18 protein-coding genes are annotated in these 21,057 nt (G+C 33.0%); 8 read left to right on the top strand and 10 right to left on the bottom strand.

The genetic code is table 11. The annotated features are described in order from the left end of the window. Window positions 1–503: DUF4397 domain-containing protein (locus BLT80_RS17140; RefSeq protein ID WP_139181096.1), on the bottom strand; the 503-nt coding region annotated here is incomplete at its 3' end. A gap of 217 nt (window positions 504–720) precedes the next feature. Between BLT80_RS17140 and BLT80_RS17145 the strand changes: the two genes are divergently transcribed. Further along, window positions 721–1,725 (top strand): App1 family protein, encoded by a 1,005-nt coding sequence (locus tag BLT80_RS17145; RefSeq protein ID WP_092470262.1) that lies wholly within the window; start codon window positions 721–723, stop codon window positions 1,723–1,725. Here BLT80_RS17145 and BLT80_RS17150 read toward each other — a convergent pair. The 5 genes from BLT80_RS17150 to BLT80_RS17170 form a co-directional block, all read right to left on the bottom strand. After that, entirely contained in the window at window positions 1,715–2,032 is a 318-nt protein-coding gene (locus BLT80_RS17150) for a glycosyl-4,4'-diaponeurosporenoate acyltransferase CrtO family protein (protein WP_175455641.1), read from the bottom strand. The genes BLT80_RS17145 and BLT80_RS17150 overlap by 11 nt on opposite strands. A gap of 141 nt (window positions 2,033–2,173) precedes the next feature. Then, on the bottom strand, window positions 2,174–2,788 hold the full coding sequence (locus tag BLT80_RS17155) for a deoxynucleoside kinase (protein ID WP_092470266.1): 615 nt from the start codon (window positions 2,786–2,788) through the stop codon (window positions 2,174–2,176). A 3-nt stretch (window positions 2,789–2,791) separates the two neighbouring features. Further along, window positions 2,792–3,586 (bottom strand): hypothetical protein, encoded by a 795-nt coding sequence (locus BLT80_RS17160; protein WP_245710290.1) that lies wholly within the window; start codon window positions 3,584–3,586, stop codon window positions 2,792–2,794. Window positions 3,587–3,713: 127 nt separating this feature from the next. Beyond that, window positions 3,714–4,397 carry a response regulator transcription factor gene (locus BLT80_RS17165; protein ID WP_092470268.1) on the bottom strand — a complete coding sequence of 228 codons (684 nt, stop codon included), beginning with the start codon at window positions 4,395–4,397 and terminating at the stop codon, window positions 3,714–3,716. Beyond that, entirely contained in the window at window positions 4,390–5,928 is a 1,539-nt protein-coding gene (locus tag BLT80_RS17170) for a sensor histidine kinase (protein ID WP_092470270.1), read from the bottom strand. Before BLT80_RS17170 ends, BLT80_RS17165 begins: the two co-directional genes overlap by 8 nt. A 124-nt stretch (window positions 5,929–6,052) precedes the next feature. Here BLT80_RS17170 and BLT80_RS17175 point away from each other — a divergent pair, with 124 nt between their 5' ends. The 5 genes from BLT80_RS17175 (at window position 6,053) to BLT80_RS17195 (ending at window position 12,056) form a co-directional block, all read left to right on the top strand. Continuing rightward, the gene (locus BLT80_RS17175) at window positions 6,053–6,445 is read left to right on the top strand and encodes a hypothetical protein (protein WP_092470272.1); all 393 of its coding nucleotides are present in this window, start codon (window positions 6,053–6,055) and stop codon (window positions 6,443–6,445) included. Next, window positions 6,445–7,296 carry a GLPGLI family protein gene (locus BLT80_RS17180; RefSeq protein WP_092470274.1) on the top strand — a complete coding sequence of 284 codons (852 nt, stop codon included), beginning with the start codon at window positions 6,445–6,447 and terminating at the stop codon, window positions 7,294–7,296. The genes BLT80_RS17175 and BLT80_RS17180 overlap by 1 nt, the downstream gene beginning before the upstream one ends. 137 nt (window positions 7,297–7,433) lie before the next feature. Next, window positions 7,434–8,261: a GLPGLI family protein gene (locus BLT80_RS17185; RefSeq protein WP_092470276.1), complete on the top strand. Its 828-nt coding sequence runs from the start codon at window positions 7,434–7,436 to the stop codon at window positions 8,259–8,261. A 116-nt stretch (window positions 8,262–8,377) separates the two neighbouring features. Beyond that, complete coding sequence (locus tag BLT80_RS17190) at window positions 8,378–9,253, top strand: GLPGLI family protein (protein ID WP_092470278.1); 876 nt, start codon at window positions 8,378–8,380, stop codon at window positions 9,251–9,253. A 76-nt stretch (window positions 9,254–9,329) separates the two neighbouring features. Then, window positions 9,330–12,056 (top strand): TonB-dependent receptor, encoded by a 2,727-nt coding sequence (locus BLT80_RS17195; protein WP_092470280.1) that lies wholly within the window; start codon window positions 9,330–9,332, stop codon window positions 12,054–12,056. Between the two features lie 187 nt (window positions 12,057–12,243). Here BLT80_RS17195 and BLT80_RS17200 read toward each other — a convergent pair whose 3' ends face one another. After that, entirely contained in the window at window positions 12,244–14,664 is a 2,421-nt protein-coding gene (locus BLT80_RS17200) for a sodium-translocating pyrophosphatase (protein WP_092470282.1), read from the bottom strand. A 145-nt stretch (window positions 14,665–14,809) separates the two neighbouring features. Continuing rightward, a complete protein-coding gene (locus BLT80_RS17205) occupies window positions 14,810–15,337 on the bottom strand; it encodes an inorganic diphosphatase (RefSeq protein WP_092470284.1) in 528 nt (175 codons plus the stop codon). A 240-nt stretch (window positions 15,338–15,577) separates the two neighbouring features. Between BLT80_RS17205 and epsC the strand changes: the two genes are divergently transcribed. Both epsC and cysM read left to right on the top strand, forming a co-directional pair. Beyond that, on the top strand, window positions 15,578–16,366 hold the full coding sequence (gene epsC, locus BLT80_RS17210) for a serine O-acetyltransferase EpsC (RefSeq protein WP_092470285.1): 789 nt from the start codon (window positions 15,578–15,580) through the stop codon (window positions 16,364–16,366). A gap of 1 nt (window position 16,367) precedes the next feature. Continuing rightward, window positions 16,368–17,246: a cysteine synthase CysM gene (gene cysM, locus BLT80_RS17215; RefSeq protein ID WP_092470287.1), complete on the top strand. Its 879-nt coding sequence runs from the start codon at window positions 16,368–16,370 to the stop codon at window positions 17,244–17,246. A gap of 56 nt (window positions 17,247–17,302) precedes the next feature. Here the strand turns inward: cysM and BLT80_RS17220 are convergent, their stop codons facing one another. Both BLT80_RS17220 and BLT80_RS17225 read right to left on the bottom strand, forming a co-directional pair. Further along, the gene (locus tag BLT80_RS17220) at window positions 17,303–19,813 is read right to left on the bottom strand and encodes a DUF5686 and carboxypeptidase-like regulatory domain-containing protein (RefSeq protein ID WP_092470289.1); all 2,511 of its coding nucleotides are present in this window, start codon (window positions 19,811–19,813) and stop codon (window positions 17,303–17,305) included. A gap of 90 nt (window positions 19,814–19,903) precedes the next feature. Then, complete coding sequence (locus tag BLT80_RS17225; RefSeq protein ID WP_092470291.1) at window positions 19,904–20,881, bottom strand: pyruvate dehydrogenase complex E1 component subunit beta; 978 nt, start codon at window positions 20,879–20,881, stop codon at window positions 19,904–19,906. Between the last annotated feature and the right edge of the window lie 176 nt (window positions 20,882–21,057).

Here is a 21,057-nt window from a genome sequence, read left to right on the forward strand (position 1 = left end):
GGATAAGAAATATCGTCAACTAAAATGGCAGGACCAGTTACTTCATTAACATCAACAGTTGGAGCGTCAGACGCACCGTGATGTACCAAAATATCTGTATTACCTATTGTGCTAGCAGCTTCACGTGCACCAGCAAATACTTCAATTGCAAAGTTAGAAGTTGCAGTATATCCAGAGGCACTAATATTTCCATCAGCCACAAGGATATAAGTCTCGTTAGCTGCTAAAGTTGGATTGATTTCATAAATCGCATCAGCAGATGAGGCACTGTTTCCTGGTGCCACTTTAAGGCTAAGTTCTACACCAGCAGGTGCATCAATAAAAGGAGATGCTGTTCTAAATTGAAAATCGTTTAGTAGAATAATATCATTAAGATAAACATCTACAGTTTCGGCTGCTAAATCGGCAGAATTGTGAATTGCTTGAATTCTAGCAGTTTGAGCAAATGTAAATAAGGATGTTAACATGATCGTTAAAATCGTTAAAAAGTCTTTTTTTTCCATTTTTGATTCTTTTTAGTTATTAATTTTTTATAAAATTATAGAATGAACTATAGTTAATATTTAAATTTTTGTTAAACTTTTTTGGTAAAAGATTAAACAAAATGAATTATTTGAGCTGAGATTAGTGTTTACACGACTTTTTAATGAAAATTTATTTTTAATGAAAAGATGAATTAAATTAAGAAGTGCCTTAACTTGTTAAAAAAAAGAGAGATTAATGCCTATTTTTAAAAAAGACCCTTTGCAAATCATTGCTTTTCAGAGCTATGGAACGGATTCGCATTTTTATGCTAGAGGCAGAGCTTTAGAAGATGAGTCTATTGATTTAGAAGCCAAGAGTACATGGCAACTTATTGTTAACTCATGGAAACGTTTTGGAACCGATGAAATTAAGAATGTCGGTTTAAATTTAAAACTAGCTAACAATAAGGTTTTAAAAGCGACAACGGATCACAAAGGTTATTTTAGAATTGAAGCCAATCTTGAAGATTTAAAAGCACTAACCAACGAGGAAGGTTGGTTGTTTTTTGAATTATCCTATAACGACGTTAACATCAAACGGAATATTCAGAATCAAAATCGGTTTCCTGGTGAATTATTAATTCCATCAAGCAAGGCGCAGTTTGGAGTGGCAAGCGATATCGATGATACTATTTTGCACACAGGCGTGGTCTCCTTATTAAAATGGAGGTTAATTTACAACTCCCTTTTTAAGAGTGCTAAAAGTAGAATTCCCCTCGAAGGTTCGGTAGATTTCTTTCATAAATTGCATCGTGGAGCATCTGGTGAAAATGCAAATCCTATTTTTTATGTCAGTCATAGCCCATGGAATTTATACCGCTATCTAGAACTCTTTTTAAAACAGAATGATTTTCCTAAAGGGCCAATTTTATTAAGGAGTGTTAGCGAAGCATTGAAGAAAAAACAACAAGGAGAAAAGCCTCAAAAACAAAAAGAGATTTTGAACCTTCTTAAAACATATCCTGATTTACCTTTTATCTTAATAGGAGATAGTGGAGAGCACGATCCCGATATTTACATGGAAATTGCAGATGAATTTCCAAATCGAATTTTAGCAATTTACTTACGAAGTGTAAAACACAAAAAGAAAATGTTACGTGTTAAAAGTATAGTAGATAGTTATAAAACAATACCAATTTTGTTAGTAAAAAATAGCCAACAAGCCATAGAACACGCTAGGCAAAATGGATTTATTGCTTAAGAATAGTATCAATACGTTTTTTATTGTGTTGCTGTAATAATGCAGGATATAGGTTGAAAATAACATTAAACACAAGCATAATTAATGCTGACATATACTGAGCACTCCAAAGTTTTATAAGTATGATTATTATAATAAACGTAAAGCCAATAATATGGCCTATTTCAGCATAAACCATTTCATTTCTGAGCTGTTTTAAATCTTCACGAGAAGCTCTTTGTTTAAGTTTTATATTTTGATTGAAAACTTTAAAGAAGCTATTTTTGATAATCCATCCAAAACTATTTAATCCCAAAATTTTGCTCAACCCGTCGTTCTTAATAAAGTTTAAGTTTGATATTTTGGAATAAAACTTGGCTGTTTTAATGGCGTTGTTAAGTAATAATCCAATTGTCCAGGATACAAAAGTGATGATAATGGCATTTAGAAAATGGAGTACCACAATTCCTTAGAATAATCCATTTATCTGAGCATCAATTTTATTAATAATGTCACCTAAATCTTCAGGATTGGCAACAAAATCTAGATTATCAACGTCAATTATAAGCAAGTTCCCTTTGTCGTATGTAGAAATCCAGGCTTCGTAGCGTTCATTTAAACGACTTAAATAATCGATACTGATGGTGTTTTCATAGTCGCGACCTCTTTTATGAATTTGAGACACTAAATTAGGAATAGAACTGCGTAAGTAAATTAGTAGGTCTGGTCCATTTACAAATGATTCCATAAGTTGAAATAATGACGAGTAATTTTCAAAATCACGATTGGTCATTAAACCCATGGCATGCAAGTTAGGTGCAAAAATATGGGCATCCTCATAGATGGTTCTATCTTGTATAATGTCTTTTCCACTATCATGGATTTGATTCACTTGGCGAAATCTGCTGTTTAAGAAATAGACTTGTAAATTGAAGCTCCATCGTTCCATCTGATTATAAAAATCATCTAAATAAGGGTTATCTACAACGTCCTCTAATTGCGCCTCCCATTTAAAGTGTTTGGCGAGTAATTTTGTGAGCGTTGTTTTTCCAGCTCCTATATTTCCTGCAACAGCAACATGCATAATCTATTCTATTTTTAATTGGTAATGACGTAGTAAATTTAAGCCGTAAATATACACCGTTTCATTGGTTACCAAAAACTGTTTTATTAACATTTTTGGATGTTTTATGGGGTGAATTATAGCTTCGTTTTTTTCTAAGATAAATAATGATTCCCCCTTTTTTAACACCAAATGCGCTTCGTTAAAAGCTAAACTTTCGTAGCCTGAATTTTCTATTTTTCGGATTAAACTTCCAAAGTAATTATAAACGTAGAGGTAATTTTTAGTCAATAAATAACAATAATTATAATCGCTTTTTAAATCTAAAACTTCAGATTGAACAGGAACCGTTTTGAGTTTTATCTTATTGGTTTGATAATCGTATAATTCGAGATACTGGTAATCTTGATTAAATAGCCATAACGAATTATCATAACCAGAAGACACAAAAGAGACGTTTTTGTAGGGTTGAATAGAATTGAAATCTACTTTTTTAATTTCAGCTAAACGATTATCTAAAACTACAACCGTATTAAAGTCTTTATAAAATAAATTTATTTTTAAAGGATTAAACGTGTTTGCAGAAGTAATGTCACCAAGTTGAAAGTTGGCGTATGTAATAATGGTATCCTTTGTTTTTTTATGAAAGGAATTGTTTTCCGTAGCATAATAGAATGTCCCAAAATTATCAATTCCAAAAATGGCTTTAGCTTTAAGCTGTGTCGAATCTTTTAAAGTCGCTTTAATTTGCCGTTGCGTTTTATCTTGAGAAAAACTGAACAAACTAAAGAAAAGAAATAAAAGGACTAACTTATGCATAATTGTGGGCGAATGAACTTGAAAAATACAACAATTACTCCAATTTCTCTTTACAGAGCTTTGAGGTTATACTAATTAGAAAGAACTTGTGAATAGATTTTAAATAGTATGGATTGACACTTTTAAATTAATCCGTCAACTTATACCCAAAACCACGGACATTAATGATTTGAATATTTTCATCTTTACTTAATTGCTTTCTTAATTTACTTATAAAAACATCCATGCTTCTAGCGGTGAAAAAGTCGTCTGTTCCCCAAAGTTTATTCAGAATTAAGGAACGATCTAAAACTTGATTTTTGTTATTAATTAAATGAAATAACAAATGCGATTCTCTATGAGTCAGCTGAATCGATTCTTCATCCTTAAATTTTAATTGCTGTTTAGCTAAATCAAAGGCGAACTCCCCAATAGTTATGATTTTAGTGGTCTTTTGAGTTTTAGTTCTGTCAACCAAATTATGAACCCTAACAATTAACTCTTCTATACTAAATGGCTTTTTGAGATAATCATTGCCACCAATTGAGAAACCTTCAACCACATCTGCGGTTTGCGACTTGGCTGTTAAAAATATAATAGGAATAGTGTCGTCAATAGCTCTGATTTCTTTAGCTAATGTGAAACCATCTTTTTTGGGCATCATCACATCTAAAACTAAAATTTCTGGAGCTTCAGATTTGTAGTTTTCAAAAGCTTTGTCCCCGTTTTCGCAAAGAATGACTTCAAAATCTCGTGTTTCAAGACTTTCTTTTAGTATTTGTCCTAAAGCAGCTTCATCTTCAGCCAATAATAATTTGATTGTATTAGCCATTTGGAAGTGTGATTTTAAACGTAGTTAAATTTTTATTGAGTTCTAAAGTAATTGATCCGTTATGCTTGTCAATTATGGTTTTGGTGTAATAAAGGCCTATTCCAAACCCTTTTACATCGTGGGTATTCCCTTTTGGAACACGATAGAATTTATCGAAAATCTGATGTTTGTTTTCATGGGTTAAACTATTTTCATTATCTGAAATTGAAACTTCAAAATTAGTTTTCTTTGTTTTCAATTCAATTGAAATAATCTCTCCTCCATACTTTACGGCATTATCTAAAATGTTGTTTAGGGCATTTTCAATATGAAAGATGTCAGCATTAATAATTAAACTTTCGAGATGAATATTGCTGTTAAATGTCTTATCAGGAAATTGAATCTTATACTTACTAACCAAAGCATCAAGTAAACTAATGATATCGAAATTTTCTTTATTCAATTCTAAATTACCACTATCTAAAGTAGCGGTTTCTAATAGTTTTTCGACCATAACATTCAACTTTCCTAATTGCTGGGAAGACATGTTAAGGTATTTTTTAGTTTTGGCTTTATCGTCAATAGCATTAAAATTACTAATGCTTTCTAGTGCTGCACTTATAGTTGCGATTGGTGTTTTAAACTCGTGCGTAATATTGCTTATAAGGTCATTTTTAACTTCGGCGAGTTGCTTTTGATGTTTAATGATTTTTAATAGATAGAATAGACAGCTGATTACGACTAAAACTAAAAGTGTTGAAATTAAGACGCCTCCAAGAATGCGGTATAAAATAGCTTTAGTGGTGTTGGTAAATAAAATGGTTAAAAACGTGCCTTTCGGTAGAAATCTAGATTTTGTATCCGTTTGAAGGTAATCGTCAGACATGTGATTAGGATCTAATTCTGGTAAGGATCCGTTTACCATAAAATAGCCAGCGTTACGTTCGAGGTCTTTATAGTCTAAATAAAAATCGACATTAATGCTTTTTCGTTCTAGTTCTATCGCTATTAATTCTTCAACAGCCTTAACATCAAGTGTGTCATTTTTTATCGAAATCATCACTTTAGAGGTCAGAAATTCGGCATTTTTTAAATTGACATCTTTATTGTTGCTTTTAAGACTATCTATTTTTAATTTTAGTTGATCTCTTGATAAGGGGTTGTGTGTTTTATCATGAGCCTCTGACATTGAATCTGCCTTAAATCCTCTAAAAACCGTTATACCTTTAATACTATTTGTATCTAAAGAATCAAGGTTTGTAAACTCTTTATTAGATTCATCAATGTTTTTAAAAAAATTTTCCAGCTCACCACCGTCTTCGAAAGCATTTTTTTGCTGGTCACCTTCAAGAATAAAACCAAAAGTGGTGCGCTCTGCTAAAGCTGTATAATAATCATCTACCGCTTTATCTAAACTAATTTGCACATCGTTAATCAGCTGCTGTTTATTGGTTTGATAGTTTTTATAGTTCCAATAGACTTGTATGCCAATCGTAGCCGTGATTACGGCAATGATGGTGTATAAAATTAGGCGATACCGTTTATCATTCATGTTTCAAATGTATAAAGTTATTATTAAGTATAGGTTATCGGTTAACACACGTTAACACTAGTTAACCTAAAAAATCAATTGGTGTTGAGATATTTGTAAGGTATTAATCATAAAACCATAAAAAATGAAATCAAAGATGCGTGACTGTTTTAGTCTAAAAAAAGTGTTGACTTGTTTAGTGATGTTAATTTCTGTTGTTGGATTTAGTCAGTCTAAAGTTGATGAAGAATCAGTAAAAGTTGATGCGTTTAGTATTGAGGTTACAATTGATTCTCTTGAAGAACTAGAATCCACTTTTAAAGCGGAAGATTTAGATGAATTATTTATGATGATGGATAACAATGAAGAATTGAGTTTTACTTTAAATTGTAGCTTTTCAGAGGTTAAGGATAATCTAAAAGGTAGCATGACTTATACTGTTGTAGGAAGGGCAAATGAAAAAGAAAAACTTCTAAAGAATATTGAAAAAATGAAAGCTACAGCATTGAAATTTTATAATTTAAAAAACAGAACATAATGACAACAATTACTAGAATTCTAATTTTGATATTAATAGGAGTTATTTCCTCTGTTAACGCACAAGATTTCCAAGGTGTAGCCACTTACAGAACCCATCGCGATTTGGATATTAAAATGGATAGTACCAAAATGAATGATGCGATGCAAAAGCAGATGATGGAAATGATGAAAAAGCAGTTTCAAAAAACATATATCTTAACTTTTGATAAAAGTGCGTCATTATATAAACAAGAGGAAGAATTAGATAAGCCACAAGTTGGTAGTGGTTTTCAGATGTCTTTTGGTGGGGGTGGCTCTGATGTATTTTATAAAAATATGCAAAACAAAACTTATGCGGATCAAAAAGAGACAATGGGTAAAAAATTTCTAATTAAAGATTCTATTTATCCAATCGAATGGCAGCTAGAATCTAATACCAAACATATTGGCGAATACATGTGTTTTAAAGCAACGTATACAAAACAAGTGCCTAAAGTTAATAGGAATTTTAGTAGCATTTCAAGTATAGATGATGACAATGAAGAAGAAAAAGAACCAGAAATGGAAGAACGTATTATTACTGCTTGGTACACTCCTCAAATTCCTGTTAATAATGGGCCTGCGAAATACCAAGGATTGCCAGGATTGATTTTAGAAATACACGATGGGAAGCTAACTGTGATTTGCAGTAAAATTGTCATCAACCCAGAAGACAAAATTGAGATTAAAGAACCAACTAAAGGAAAAGAAGTGACTCAAAAAGAGTATGACGATATTATGGATAAGAAAACCAAAGAAATGATGGAGCGCTACGCACCTAGAAAAGGTGGTAAGAGTGGTGATGCCATTGAGATACATATTGGTGGGTAGTATGCTTATGTGTTTAAATTCAAAACACTAGGCTGATGCGGATTTCTTAAATGCACTGTTAATTTTGTGGTAAAGTGAAATATATTGTTTAGCATAACTATATATTTGTTAAACAAAATAAGTAAACTTAATTTATTATGAAATCAATTCTATTAAAAATCAGTGTAATTTTCCTTACTATCGGCTTATCAAATGGTTTTACTACAGATGGCGCTGAAGACATACAAGACTTTCAAGGTAAAGCCTACTATTTTTCAAAAGCTAAAATGGATTTAGGAACTTGGGGAGCACGTCTAAGCGAAGGTCAGAAAAAGGAGATTGAAGCCCGAATGAAAAATAGATTGCAAAAAAACTATGTTTTAACTTTCAATAGAGAAGCGTCATTTTTTGAAGAAGCAGAACAATTAGATGCGATGTCTGGAGCAACGGATTCTTGGGGGAAAAACTTTACACCTGGTCACCAATATAAAAATGTAAAAACCAATTCACAGGTTCAGAATCAAGAATTCTATGGAAAAAACTTTTTAGTAAAAGATAGCTTGCAGCCTATTGAATGGGTTATGGAAAAAGAAACAAAACAAATAGGAAACTATACATGTTTTAAAGCTACCGCATCAATTTCTACTCATGATCTAGCTTGGTATAATTTTTCTTGGAACACATTAAACGACGACTTAGATGGTGATACCGAAAAAGAAACTCCAATGACAGCTGTTGAGGCTTGGTATACTCCTCAAATTCCTGTTGGGCATGGTCCATTAGAATATTGGGGTCTTCCAGGATTAATTTTAGAAGTTAGTGCAGGAAATACAACCATGTTATGTTCTAAAATAGTATTGAATCCTAAGGATAAGGTTGAAATTAAAGCTTCCGATAAAGGAACAATAGTAACAAAGGATGAGTATCAGCGTATTATCAGTGAAAAAATGAAAGAGTTTAGAGCCAATAGAGGAGGACGCAGATAACGTTAGTTTTCTTAACACAAGTTTAACAAACCTGGACTTAACTTTTCTTCAATTGTGGAGTCTTATGGAAGTAAGATTAACATAATTTGTTATAATATTTAACTAGACTATTTAAAATGAAGAAATTACCATTAAAAATTGCATTACTCTTAACTGTGTTTTTTGCCAGTTCTAATTTGTTTGCTCAAGATTTTCAAGGCAAAGCTTACTACATGTCGAAAACGACCATGGATCTCGATCAATTTGGCGGACAAGACATGAGTGCGGAGCGAAAAAAGCAATTTGAAGAACGTATGAAGAGCTTTTTAGAGAAGGAGTACACACTAACGTTTACAAAATCAGAGTCTATTTATAAAGAAGAAGAAAAGTTGGCTGCACCTGGTGGAGGTGGTGGACGAGGAGGCTTCGGTGCGAGTTTAACCGGAGGACCAAAATATAAAAATGTTCAAACTAAAGAAGTCATCCAAGATCAGGAGTTTTTTGGAAAGCAGTTTTTAGTTAAAGACGAATTAAAAGATTTAGAATGGAAAATGGGTACGGAAACCAAATTAATTGGTCAATACACTTGTTTTAAAGCTACCGCAACTGTAGTTCCTAGTGGATTTGATATTAGCAGTTTTAGAGGGCCAAGAGGTAGAGATCAAAAAAGTGAAGGAGAAAAAGGTAAAGATTCTACAGATTCAAACGAGCCTAAGGCACCAAAAACAATAGAGGTTGTTGCTTGGTACACACCACAAATTCCTGTAAACCAAGGGCCAGATGATTATTGGGGCTTGCCAGGATTAATATTAGAAATAAATGCAGACCGTACAACCATACTTTGTACTAAGATTGTATTAAACCCAAAAGAGAAGGAGTCTATTGATAAGCCTAAAAAAGGAGAAGAAGTTACACAAGCTGAGTACACTGAAATCACGACAAAGAAGATGGAAGAAATGCGTGAAATGTACGGTGGACGTAACGGTAGAGGCGGAGGACGCGGTAGAAATTAAAATTATAAAAAACGAACTCTAATGATGAGCAGAGTATAAATCACGCTCTCAAATACCAACCAAAGACATTATTTATATGAAAAATATTTTAGCACTGCTATTTACTTTAGTAGTTATGAGTTCTTTTGCTCAAATTAAAATGACCGGTATTGTAAAAGATAGCATTGGCTCTCCTTTAGAATTGGCCAATATTATTGCTATCAATAAAGAATCTAATACATTAGAATCTTATGCCATTACTGATGCTAGTGGAAAATATGTGATTTCACTGGGAAAAAACGGAACTTACAATATTCAAGTGAGTTATATTGGTTTAAAATCAGTTGATGAAACTGTGACAACTAAAGAAGTTGATATTACGAAAGACTTTAATATGGTTTCTGATAATATGTTAGATGCTGTAGAATTGACTTATGATATGCCAGTAACGATAAAAGGAGATACTTTAATTTATAATGCAGATTCATTTAAAAATGGTACCGAACGAAAGCTTGAAGACGTTCTTAAAAAATTACCAGGTGTAGAAATTACAGCAGAAGGTAAGATTGAAGTTGAAGGTAAAGAGGTTACAAAGCTGATGGTAAATGGTAAAGATTTCTTTGATGGGGATTCAAAATTAGCGACAAAAAATATTCCTTCAAACGCGGTTGATAAAATTCAAGTGCTACGTAATTATGCTGAGGTAGGCCAATTAAGTGGTGTTCAAAATAACCAAGATAATGTAGCCATTAATATTAAATTGAAAGAAGGAAAAGAAAACTTCTGGTTTGGAGATGTTACTGCTGGTGGAGGTGTTGCGCCATCACCAAATGACAACCTATATCTCTTGCAGCCAAAATTATTTTATTACAGTCCTAAATACAGTATTAATGTTATTGGTGATATCAACAATATTGGTGAAGTTGCATTAACCGGTCGTGATATTCGGAATTTTGGTGGTGGTTTTAGACGTCCAAGTTCTAGTAGTGGAACAAGTATTAATCTTGGTGATAATGGATTAAGTGGTTTAACAAATCTTGGGGATGCACAAACTATTGAATCTAAACTAGGAGCAATGAACTTCAGTTATGCTCCGAATAAGTCATTAGACCTTAGTGGATTTTTAATTTATAATGCGAACCGTTTAAAAACGAGACAAGAAAGCTTTGTACGTTATACAAATCCAGAATTAGGAATTCCTGATGAAGAAACAGTTCAAACAGGTAGAGAAGCGACCAACCAAGGTTTAGCAAAATTAAGTGCGAGTTATAAGCCAAATGCTAATAACCAATTGAATTATGATGTTTTAGGGCGTATTTCTAGCGATTCTGAAATGCAAAATGAATTTTCTTCTGTAGTTGGAAATACCAATGAGTTGAATGAAGCAAAGCCATTTAGTATTAATCAAAATGTAAATTATTATTACACGCTAAACGAAAATAATATTTTTGCTTTCGAAGCGCAGCATTTAATTAAAGATGAAGATCCTTTTTACAATGTAATAGGATTAAAAGAAGAAGGTGCTTTTGAAAGTACAGCAAACAGTTTAGGTTTAAATACAGGTCAGGCTAATTATGATCTTAACCAAGAACGTCGTATTAAATCTAATCAGCTAGATGCTAAATTAGACTACTACAATATTTTAAATTCTAAAAGTAACATCAACTTTACGTTAGGTACTATTTTAAGTTCTCAAAAATTCAACTCTAATATTTTTCAATTTTTAGATGATGGTTCTTTTTATGATCCTATTGCTAGCCTAACAGATACAGATGGTAACCTATTACGTAATGAAAACGATACAGAATATAACTTTAGTGATATTTATTTAGGATTCCATTATAGATTAAAGACAGGGAAATTTACAATTACACCTGGATTCTCAGTTCATACATACGGAAACAAAAACACACAGTTTGGCGAAACATATGAAGATAATTTCTTTAAAATATTACCAGATTTTGAAACGCAAATTCAATTTAAAAAGAGTGAGAGTTTAACGTTCCGTTACAATATGCAAAATTCATTTACCGATGTTACAAGTTTAGCAGAAGGGTTGGTTTTAAACAATTATAATAGTATACAATATGGTGAGCCAAACTTACAGAATTCATTATCGCATAACTTAAACTTACGTTACTTTAGTTTTAACTTGTTTAACTACACTAATGTATTTGCATTTATTAATTATAACAAGAATATCGATCAAATTAGATCACTTACTAATTTTGATAATGTAATCAGAACCAACACATATTTCAATTCAAATTTTGCGGATGAGAGTGTTTCTGCTAGTGGTCGTATACAACGTACTTATGGTAAGTTAAGAGCAAGTATGCGTGTTGGTCTTAACTACAGTAAGAGTAATCAATTTGTTCAAGATGTAAGATCTGTTAATGAAACGTTTTCTCAGTCGTATACTCCAGAGTTAAGTACTAACTTTAGAGAGGCACCAAACTTTACGTTAAAGTATGGGTATAGCGTTAGTGATACAAATCAAGGAGATAATGATACGCAGTTTATCACTAATGCTCCTTCAATAGAATTTGATGCTTATATATGGAAAGCTTTAACACTAAGATCTGATTATTCATACACAAGTCAAAGCAGTAATGTTAGTGATACCCAGTCGTATCAAACATGGAATGCGAGTTTAGCATACAGAAAAGATCAAGATGCTAAATGGGAATATCAACTTAAAGCCACAAACTTATTGAATATAGATTCGGAAGTTAACAATGGGTCGAATAATATCTCTGTATATAGCTCAGAAACATTTATTTTACCAAGATTTATAACGTTTAGGTTGACTTATACCTTATAGAATATAATTGTAATAATAAAAGCCTCATATTTTGTTTTAAAATGTGAGGCTTTTTTGTTTATATATTGAGACTTAAGTGATCTCTCAAAATTTTAGATTCTTTCTATATGATCTATGTCTCTAAAAAATAAAACCCTCAACATTTTGAATAATGTTGAGGGTTTTTAAATACGTGTATTTCTAAGATTTAACTTTTAGAAATATCTACTTTTTCAATAACTTTTATAACGTCACCAGCTTCGTTTGTAAGCGATGCTTCAAAATTATTTAATTCTTTTTCAACTTCGACCTGTGTGCCTTCGAAAATAATAACTTCAGATGTTTTCTTTCCTTCTTTTATGGTGGAATAATTAACGGTGGCTTTAGCTAAATCTTTAGAGTCAACAATCATTTCAATAGAAACGTTTGTGTCATTATTAGCTAATCCAGTTTCATCAGCATGACCACCTAAAATTGGGGCAATGACTAAACCAATTAAACACGTTAATTTAATTAAGATGTTCATTGAAGGACCAGATGTATCTTTAAAAGGATCTCCAACTGTATCTCCAGTTACTGCTGCTTTATGAGCTTCAGAACCTTTAAATGTCATTTCACCATTAATTTCAACTCCAGCTTCAAAAGATTTTTTAGCATTATCCCAAGCACCACCTGCGTTGTTTTGGAAGATTGCCCAAAGCACACCTGAAACCGTAACACCAGCCATATAACCACCTAACATTTCTGCGATAGCTAAAGGATCCATTCCAAAAATCATTGGAATAAATGCAATTGCTAATGGGAAACCTATAGTTAATAAACCTGGTAACATCATTTCTTTTAAAGACGCTTCCGTAGAAATCGCCACACACTTATCGTATTCTGGTTTTCCTGTACCTTCCATAATACCTGGAATATCTCTAAACTGACGACGTACTTCCTCAACCATTTCCATAGCTGCTTTTCCTACAGCATTCATTGCTAAAGCAGAGAATACTACGGGCACCATACCACCAACAAATAACATCGCTAATACTGGTGCTTTAAAAATATTAATCCCATCAATTCCTGTGAACGTAACATAAGCAGCAAATAAAGCTAATGATGTTAATGCCGCAGAAGCGATAGCAAATCCTTTTCCTGTTGCAGCTGTTGTGTTACCAACAGAATCTAATATGTCTGTACGTTCTCTAACGATAGGTTCTTGCTCACTCATTTCAGCAATACCACCTGCGTTATCAGATATTGGTCCAAAAGCATCAATTGCTAATTGCATAGCCGTAGTTGCCATCATTGCAGAAGCCGCTAAAGCAACTCCATAGAATCCAGCAAATGCATACGATGCCCAAATAGCTCCGGCAAATAATAATACGGATGGGAATGTAGAAATCATACCTGTCGCTAAACCTGCAATAATGTTTGTTCCTGCTCCAGTACTTGATTGTTGTACAATATTTAAAATTGGTTTTTTACCTAACCCTGTATAGTATTCAGTTACAGAAGAAATTACAGCACCTACGACTAAACCAACTAAGGTGGCATAGAACACGCGCATTGAAGAAATCTCTTGTAAGCCTTCACCGAAGAAATTCATTTGCATCGTTTCTGGTAACATCCAAGTTACTAATCCGAAACATGCAGCAGCAACTAATATGATAGACGTCCAATTTCCAATATTTAAAGCTCCCATAACTTGAGCTTCTTTAGCGTCATTACTTTTTATTTTCACCAACATGGTTCCGATGATAGAAATAATAATTCCTACACCAGCAATTGACATTGGTAATAAGATTGGTCCAATTCCTCCAAAAGCGTCAGAGATTGAGCCACCCATATCTTTAATCACATAGTTACCAAGAACCATTGCAGCTAAAACGGTCGCCACATAAGATCCAAATAAATCGGCTCCCATACCTGCAACATCACCTACATTATCACCAACATTATCTGCAATTGTAGCAGGATTACGAGGATCATCTTCTGGAATACCAGCTTCAACTTTACCTACTAAATCGGCACCAACATCGGCAGCTTTAGTATAAATACCTCCACCGACTCTAGCGAATAATGCGATAGATTCAGCACCAAGAGAGAAACCAGCAAGTGTTTCTAATACGATGGTCATATCCATTGTGTTAGTCCATTCGCTTCCCATAAAGAACCAAAAGAAGAATATGAAAAATGCTGTTAATCCTAAAACAGCAAGACCAGCAACACCTAATCCCATTACAGTTCCACCACCAAAAGATACTTTTAGTGCATTTGGTAAACTTGTGCGAGCGGCTTGTGTTGTTCTAACATTTGTTTTAGTGGCTATTTTCATTCCGATGTTTCCAGCGAATGCCGAAAATACAGCACCGAAAATAAAAGCAATTACGATAAGCCAATGCGTTGTTGGTACTATAAATGAAACAACGGCAAGAAGTATACTTACGATAACTACAAAGACTGCTAGTAGTTTATATTCAGCATTTAAGAAGGCGAGAGCACCTTCATATATATGATCTGAAATTTCTTTCATTTTGCCGTCTCCAGCATCTTGTTTCATTACCCAAGATTTCTTTACAAGCATGTAAATTAATCCTAAAGTCGCCAATGCTATTGGCATATAAATCATCATTGATTCCATATTACATTTATTAATTTGATTAGTTTTTAGCTGGGCAAAAGTAGTAAAATGAATCATATTTTTACGAAAAAAGCAATATCAATTATAGATATTGCTTTTTCGACAGTTTTTTTGATAAAAAATTTTTGAATTCTAAATAAGAATTTTAAATCGTAAATGTGCGTTTCTTTTTATGTTCACTTTCATCATAACGTTGTACACATTCATGATAAATTTTTACAGCTTCTTTAGCATCTCCCCATCCACCAACATCAACTTTCTTTTTCTCTAAGTCTTTATATACACGGAAAAAGTGCTCAATTTCTTTTAATCTGTGTGGATTTAAATCGCTTATATCTTTATTGTTACTCCAAATAGGATCTGAAACTGGTACACAGATAATCTTTTCATCTGGTCCTTTTTCATCCGTCATATGGAAAACACCAATTGGTCTTACTTCCATAACTACCATAGGGTATGTTGGTTGGTGTCCTAATACTAAAACGTCTAAAGGATCACTATCTAAAGCTAAAGTTTCTGGAATAAAGCCATAATCACCTGGATACATCATAGATGAAAAAAGCATGCGGTCAAACCTTATCTTGTGTAATGTGAAATCGTATTCATATTTATTACGGCTTCCCTTAGGTATTTCAATGAGTACATCGAAAGTTAATTCTTCTGATTCTGACATGTTTTAATTTGTATTTGGGAGTTCTAATTTACTTAGAACCATTATTATATTCTCTGTTAAAATTTAAGTTCCGCAAAGATAATATATTGTATGAGTTAGACAATTAATTATCTATATAGTAGTTTATTGAATTGTTATCAATTTAGACCTTCTACTTTTCTTGTTCAAATTGTTTCATTAAATTCGTTGAATCTGTAATGTATACTATAATTATACGTCTTTTAAAAGAGTTATCTAAGTATGAATTTGAACGTAGTAAAAGTCATAAATGACCACAAGGAAATAATTAAGGTTTCAATGACTTTAAAAGAAGAGTCTCAACGATTCACAAAATTGCTTTTTAAGGCGTTTTATGATTGTGATACAGATGCCGAATTGGCATTACAGCAATTGGAAACATTGTTTATCACAATTAGAAATAGGGCATGTCCAGATATTAAGAATAAGCCTTGTAAACTTTGGAGTGATTTTAAAGAAAACATTCCTGATTTATATTGCAGTTTAAAAAAGGATGCTGAAGCGATTTATAACAATGATCCCGCATCAAAATCCATAGAAGAAATTTATTTAGCCTACCCAGGGTTCTTTGCAATTTCAATCTATAGAATGGCAAGAGTCTTTTTTAAATTGAATTTGCCATTCATACCAAGGTTAATGACGGAATATGCCCATTCTATTACGGGGATAGATATACATCCTGGAGCCACAATCGGTGACTCTTTTTTTATAGATCACGGTACAGGATTGGTTATTGGCGAAACTACAGAAATACACAATAATGTTAAGGTGTATCAAGGTGTAACTTTAGGTGCGCTGACCGTAAAAAAACAACATCAAAATACGAAGCGTCATCCAACTATTGAGCAAAATGTTACCATATATGCCAATGCAACTATTTTGGGAGGTAATACTATTATTGGTGAAAATTCAGTAATTGGTGGTAACACGTGGTTAACGGAGTCGGTTCCTAAAAACTCTATTGTGACACACAATCATCAGGTTGAAATTTTTGCAAAATTAAAAAAGTAAGATGAATAAGACGTTAATAGATCAAATAGGAAATACACCTCTGGTTAAATCAATAGCATTGAATACCAATCCTAATGTGAGTTTGTACTTTAAACTCGAAGGGAATAATCCAGGTGGTAGTGTAAAAGATAGAGCAGCCTACAATATGATTAAAAGTGCTCTAGACTCAAAACAAATTGATACATCATCAAAATTAATTGAAGCTACTAGTGGAAACACAGGAATTGCCTTAGCTATGATTGCGAGTATTTATAAGTTGAATATTGAACTTGTAATGCCTGATACAGCTACTAAAGAACGTGTACAAACGATGCGTGCTTATGGTGCAACCGTAACATTACATCCTGAAGGTATAGAAGGAGCGAGAGACTATGCTATAAATAAGGTTGAAAATGAAGGTTACTTTTCATTCAATCAATTTGCAAATGATGATAATTGGAAAGCGCATTATAAAACCACAGGCCCTGAGATTTGGATAGATACCGAAGGTACTATTACGCATTTTGTGTCTTCAATGGGAACTACAGGAACCATAATGGGAACCTCTACGTTTTTGAAAGAACAAAACGCTGAAGTAAAAATTGTAGGTGTACAGCCAACCGATGGTTCTAAAATACCTGGGATTAGAAAATGGCCCATAGAATATTTGCCTAAAATATTTGATGCGTCTAAAGTCGATCAAACTATTGAAGTCAGCAAAGATGAAGCTATAGCAATGACACGACGATTAGCAAAAGAAGAAGGCATACTCGCAGGAATGAGTAGTGGAGGAGCTACAGCTGCTGCTTTAAAATTAGTAGACGAATTAGAGAGCGGAATTGTGGTTTGTATTATTTGCGATAGAGGAGATCGTTATTTGTCTTCGGATTTATTTGAATAAAATTTTGAATACATTTTCTAAAAAAAAAAGGATTTACTAAACGTAAATCCTTTTTTTTAGAAATAAAACCCAAAACTACCTGTAATACCAAATGGTCTTGCGTCTGGTCGGTCTAAATAATTTCCTCTAAAGTTGAAGTCTAAACGCAATACTTTAAAAATATTGGCCACGCCAAAACTGTATTCGTAATACATACGTGTGTCTGGTGCAACTAAAGGAATTTCCATTAGATTACCTGTGCTGTTTAGAGCCATATTTTCATCAGAGAGTTCTCCCCAAACACCTCTTAATCCTAAAATAGCTCTTAGGTTGTATTTTTTTAAGAACGGAATACGAGAAAAAATACGACCATTAAAATTGTGTTCTAAATGAACAGAGCTATAAGTATCTGTAACAAATTCGTAATAATCTAATTGTGTAAACGTGTTGTATATTGAAAAATAGGATTGGTTACCAGGAACAATACTCAATAATCCTAAAGGCACTTCGCCAAATGTTTTACCTAATTCTACAGAGGTCACCAACCTTCCAAAGCCACCAAGTTGCCATGGTTGTATATATGAAAACTGAACTTTAGTATAGTCAAAATCACTGTCAAACCAATTGCGATCTCCACGACTCACTTGTGCAAAAAGTCTAGCGAAATTATCATTCTTGTTTTTTCGTTCTACTCCAAAACCTGTCATTTGACGTTTTGGAAAATAGCCTAATGATAGTCGAGATTCAAATTGTTTTATTTCAGACGACACTCCGGATAGGGCTTCAATATCATTGTAGTCTAAACTAAATGTTGATGACGCTGAACTTATAGTACGGAAGCTTCCATCTATGCGCACTTCAAAATTTCGAGATGGCTCTATAGAGGCTCCAAAATTGGTTAAATTAATATTGGAAAGCTTATCATTTGTTCCGGTACCTATGACCGCTGAAGAAGCCAAGCTACGACCTAAAACATCAGAAGAGCTTGTTAAACTTGCACCAATTTGTTCAATATCGCGCCTATTACCTCCAAAAAGGGTAAATCGACTACGTTTATCTAATAACCACTTCCCTGAAATTCCGTATTTAAATTTATCATCGTTAAAACCATAAGCTAAGAAGCCTTCAATTCTCCATAAATCGTTAGGGCCAAAGTACGTTCTTCCTCCTGTTCGTAATCGCACACCTTCAACCTCGTTATAACCAAAAGTGGAAAAAATTGGACCGTAATCTAAATTAACGGAAGGAAACTCAACATAGCCTGAAGCTAGAATACTTCCTAAGTTATATAGTCGTTTAAATTTCTTAACCGTTTTTAGTGTGTCTAACATTTTATACACACCTTTTTCATCTTTACTTAAGGATTCAAGCCTATTAGTTTGCCAAAAATCATCTTCTCGGTTGTATACATCTTCATCATAATTATAAACAACCTTATCATAGAATTTTGGGTCTTTAGGTTGGTTAAATTTATAATTATCATAAATGGTAGTTCGTTTTCCATAAACACCTCGGGACATTTCTTTTTTGTTCATGGCAAAGTCCGAAAGGAAATAATCGCGTTTTATAAGAAATACAGAATCATTTAATACTTCAAATTCTTGTTCAATATAGATTTCCTTAACCCAGTTGATATTGGCACTTTTAGACGCTTGAAGATTAATTTCTTTAATAGCAAATGTCGAATCATTCACCCAAAAATCCCCCTTAAAAGTCAATTCGTTTTTTCGTCTAGGATAATAGATAATATTGTAACACCATTTATTGTCAATAAAAGCACTATCAGACAATACATAGTTATAGGTTTGAACCCCTGTTCTACTTAATGGGCTTACAAAACTCTTATCGAAGAATTTTAAGTAATTATCGTAAACATTATATTCCGAATATAAATCGTCGATAAAATCTATAATAATCTGGTTATTACTGAAACCTGAGTTTTTATTACCTTTTAAATCTTCGTGTTCTTTATTTAAGATATTGTCTCCAGATATTTTCTTTACGGATTCATTTAGGAAAATGGGTAGATAGGTTTTTCCTGTAACTTTAGACGTATCAACTTCATTAAAAACGAATTCCATACCCTTAAAAAGTTTACTCTTTATTAGGGAACTATCAATAGTGTTGAGATCAAATTCTACTTTTTCGTATTGGTCGTACTCGTATTGCTTAAACTGGCTTAAGCCATTTTGACGTTTACGTTCCCAAATCTTTTTAAGAATTCTGATAGCGGGATTCTCTGATGCTTTTTTAGATTGTTTTCCTGTAACAATAAGCACTTCATCTAATGAGGATGCTTCTTCTTTAAGAATGAACTTTAAATCATAATTAACAGATTTGGTTAAGGGGATTTCTAGTATCTCAAAACCAATAAAAGAAACGATTAAATTATCCCAACTGTTATCGGATTCTAAATAAAATTTACCGTCTTCATTGGTGATAGTTCCTTCTGTAGAACCTTTAAATAGAACATTAGCAAATGGAATAGGGACATTGTTTTCATCAAAAACATGACCGCTAACTTTAGTCTGCGCTATTGCAGAAAAAAATCCAAGAACTAGAAATGAGATAAGTAGTTTTAGTTTCATATTAAAAAATAAACTTCATCAACAACCGTGCTAAACATAAGTTAGAGGGTTACGAATGAAGTTTACTAAACGCAGATATCTGCAATTTATTTATTTGTACATTACTTTTTTTACTGCTTTAACAACATCATCGCTGTTAGGCAACCATTCTGCTAATAATACAGGAGAATAAGGTGCAGGTGTATCTGCAGTATTTATTTTAATAATTGGTGCATCTAAATAATCAAACGCTTCAGATTGCACTAAGTATGTAATTTCAGTAGCGACATTTCCAAAAGGCCATGCTTCTTCTAAAACAACTAAACGGTTTGTTTTCTTTACAGATTTTAAAATTGCAGCTCTATCCATAGGACGAACGGTTCTTAAATCGATGATCTCACAAGAAATACCTTCTTTTTCTAATTCGTCTGCAGCTTTGTAAGCTTCTTTAATGATTTTACCAAAAGATACGATTGTAACATCTGTTCCTTCGCGCTTAATTTCAGCAACTCCAATAGGTACTACATATTCGCCTTCTGGCACTTCACCTTTATCACCATACATTTGCTCACTTTCCATAAAAATAACAGGATCGTCATCTCTAATAGCAGCTTTTAGTAATCCTTTTGCATCATAAGGGTTAGATGGTACAACGACTTTTAATCCTGGAGTGTTAGCAAACCAGTTCTCAAAAGCTTGTGAGTGTGTTGCTCCTAATTGACCTGCAGAAGCTGTTGGACCTCTAAAAACAATAGGACATTTAAATTGGCCACCAGACATTTGTCTAATTTTAGCCGCATTATTTATAATTTGATCAATTCCAACCAAAGAGAAGTTAAACGTCATATATTCTACAATAGGACGATTTCCTGTCATTGTAGATCCAATAGCTATACCAGCAAAACCAAGCTCTGCAATAGGTGTGTCTATAACACGTTTTGCGCCAAATTCGTCTAACATACCTTTAGATGCCTTGTAAGCACCATTATATTCTGCTACTTCTTCTCCCATAAGATAAACGCTTTCATCTCTGCGCATTTCTTCGCTCATGGCTTCACAAATAGCTTCTCTAAATTGAATTGTCTTCATGTTCTTGTTTTTATTCGAGTAGCAAAAATAATAATTCTATACTATATAATGACATTAAAAGTAGAGTGAAAAAATAAAAATTTATGAAGATTTATGTTTTTTCTGATTTATATGATTTTGAATAGATATATTTTTATTTTAGGATGGTAAAATAGTCATTGAATCATCAGAATATC

The organism is Winogradskyella thalassocola (assembly GCF_900099995.1).
Classification (GTDB): Bacteria; Bacteroidota; Bacteroidia; order Flavobacteriales; family Flavobacteriaceae; genus Winogradskyella; species Winogradskyella thalassocola.

What these genes read in the sequence shown, in the direction of transcription:
- BLT80_RS17145 (WP_092470262.1), top strand. Translation starts at nt 721, where the DNA reads ATGCCTATTTTTAAAAAAGACCCTTTGCAAATCATTGCTTTTCAGAGC.
- BLT80_RS17155 (WP_092470266.1), bottom strand. Translation starts at nt 2,788, where the DNA reads ATGCATGTTGCTGTTGCAGGAAATATAGGAGCTGGAAAAACAACGCTC.
- BLT80_RS17160 (WP_245710290.1), bottom strand. Translation starts at nt 3,586, where the DNA reads ATGCATAAGTTAGTCCTTTTATTTCTTTTCTTTAGTTTGTTCAGTTTT.
- BLT80_RS17165 (WP_092470268.1), bottom strand. Translation starts at nt 4,397, where the DNA reads ATGGCTAATACAATCAAATTATTATTGGCTGAAGATGAAGCTGCTTTA.
- BLT80_RS17170 (WP_092470270.1), bottom strand. Translation starts at nt 5,928, where the DNA reads ATGAATGATAAACGGTATCGCCTAATTTTATACACCATCATTGCCGTA.
- BLT80_RS17175 (WP_092470272.1), top strand. Translation starts at nt 6,053, where the DNA reads ATGAAATCAAAGATGCGTGACTGTTTTAGTCTAAAAAAAGTGTTGACT.
- BLT80_RS17180 (WP_092470274.1), top strand. Translation starts at nt 6,445, where the DNA reads ATGACAACAATTACTAGAATTCTAATTTTGATATTAATAGGAGTTATT.
- BLT80_RS17185 (WP_092470276.1), top strand. Translation starts at nt 7,434, where the DNA reads ATGAAATCAATTCTATTAAAAATCAGTGTAATTTTCCTTACTATCGGC.
- BLT80_RS17190 (WP_092470278.1), top strand. Translation starts at nt 8,378, where the DNA reads ATGAAGAAATTACCATTAAAAATTGCATTACTCTTAACTGTGTTTTTT.
- BLT80_RS17195 (WP_092470280.1), top strand. Translation starts at nt 9,330, where the DNA reads ATGAAAAATATTTTAGCACTGCTATTTACTTTAGTAGTTATGAGTTCT.
- BLT80_RS17200 (WP_092470282.1), bottom strand. Translation starts at nt 14,664, where the DNA reads ATGGAATCAATGATGATTTATATGCCAATAGCATTGGCGACTTTAGGA.
- BLT80_RS17205 (WP_092470284.1), bottom strand. Translation starts at nt 15,337, where the DNA reads ATGTCAGAATCAGAAGAATTAACTTTCGATGTACTCATTGAAATACCT.
- epsC (WP_092470285.1), top strand. Translation starts at nt 15,578, where the DNA reads ATGAATTTGAACGTAGTAAAAGTCATAAATGACCACAAGGAAATAATT.
- cysM (WP_092470287.1), top strand. Translation starts at nt 16,368, where the DNA reads ATGAATAAGACGTTAATAGATCAAATAGGAAATACACCTCTGGTTAAA.
- BLT80_RS17220 (WP_092470289.1), bottom strand. Translation starts at nt 19,813, where the DNA reads ATGAAACTAAAACTACTTATCTCATTTCTAGTTCTTGGATTTTTTTCT.
- BLT80_RS17225 (WP_092470291.1), bottom strand. Translation starts at nt 20,881, where the DNA reads ATGAAGACAATTCAATTTAGAGAAGCTATTTGTGAAGCCATGAGCGAA.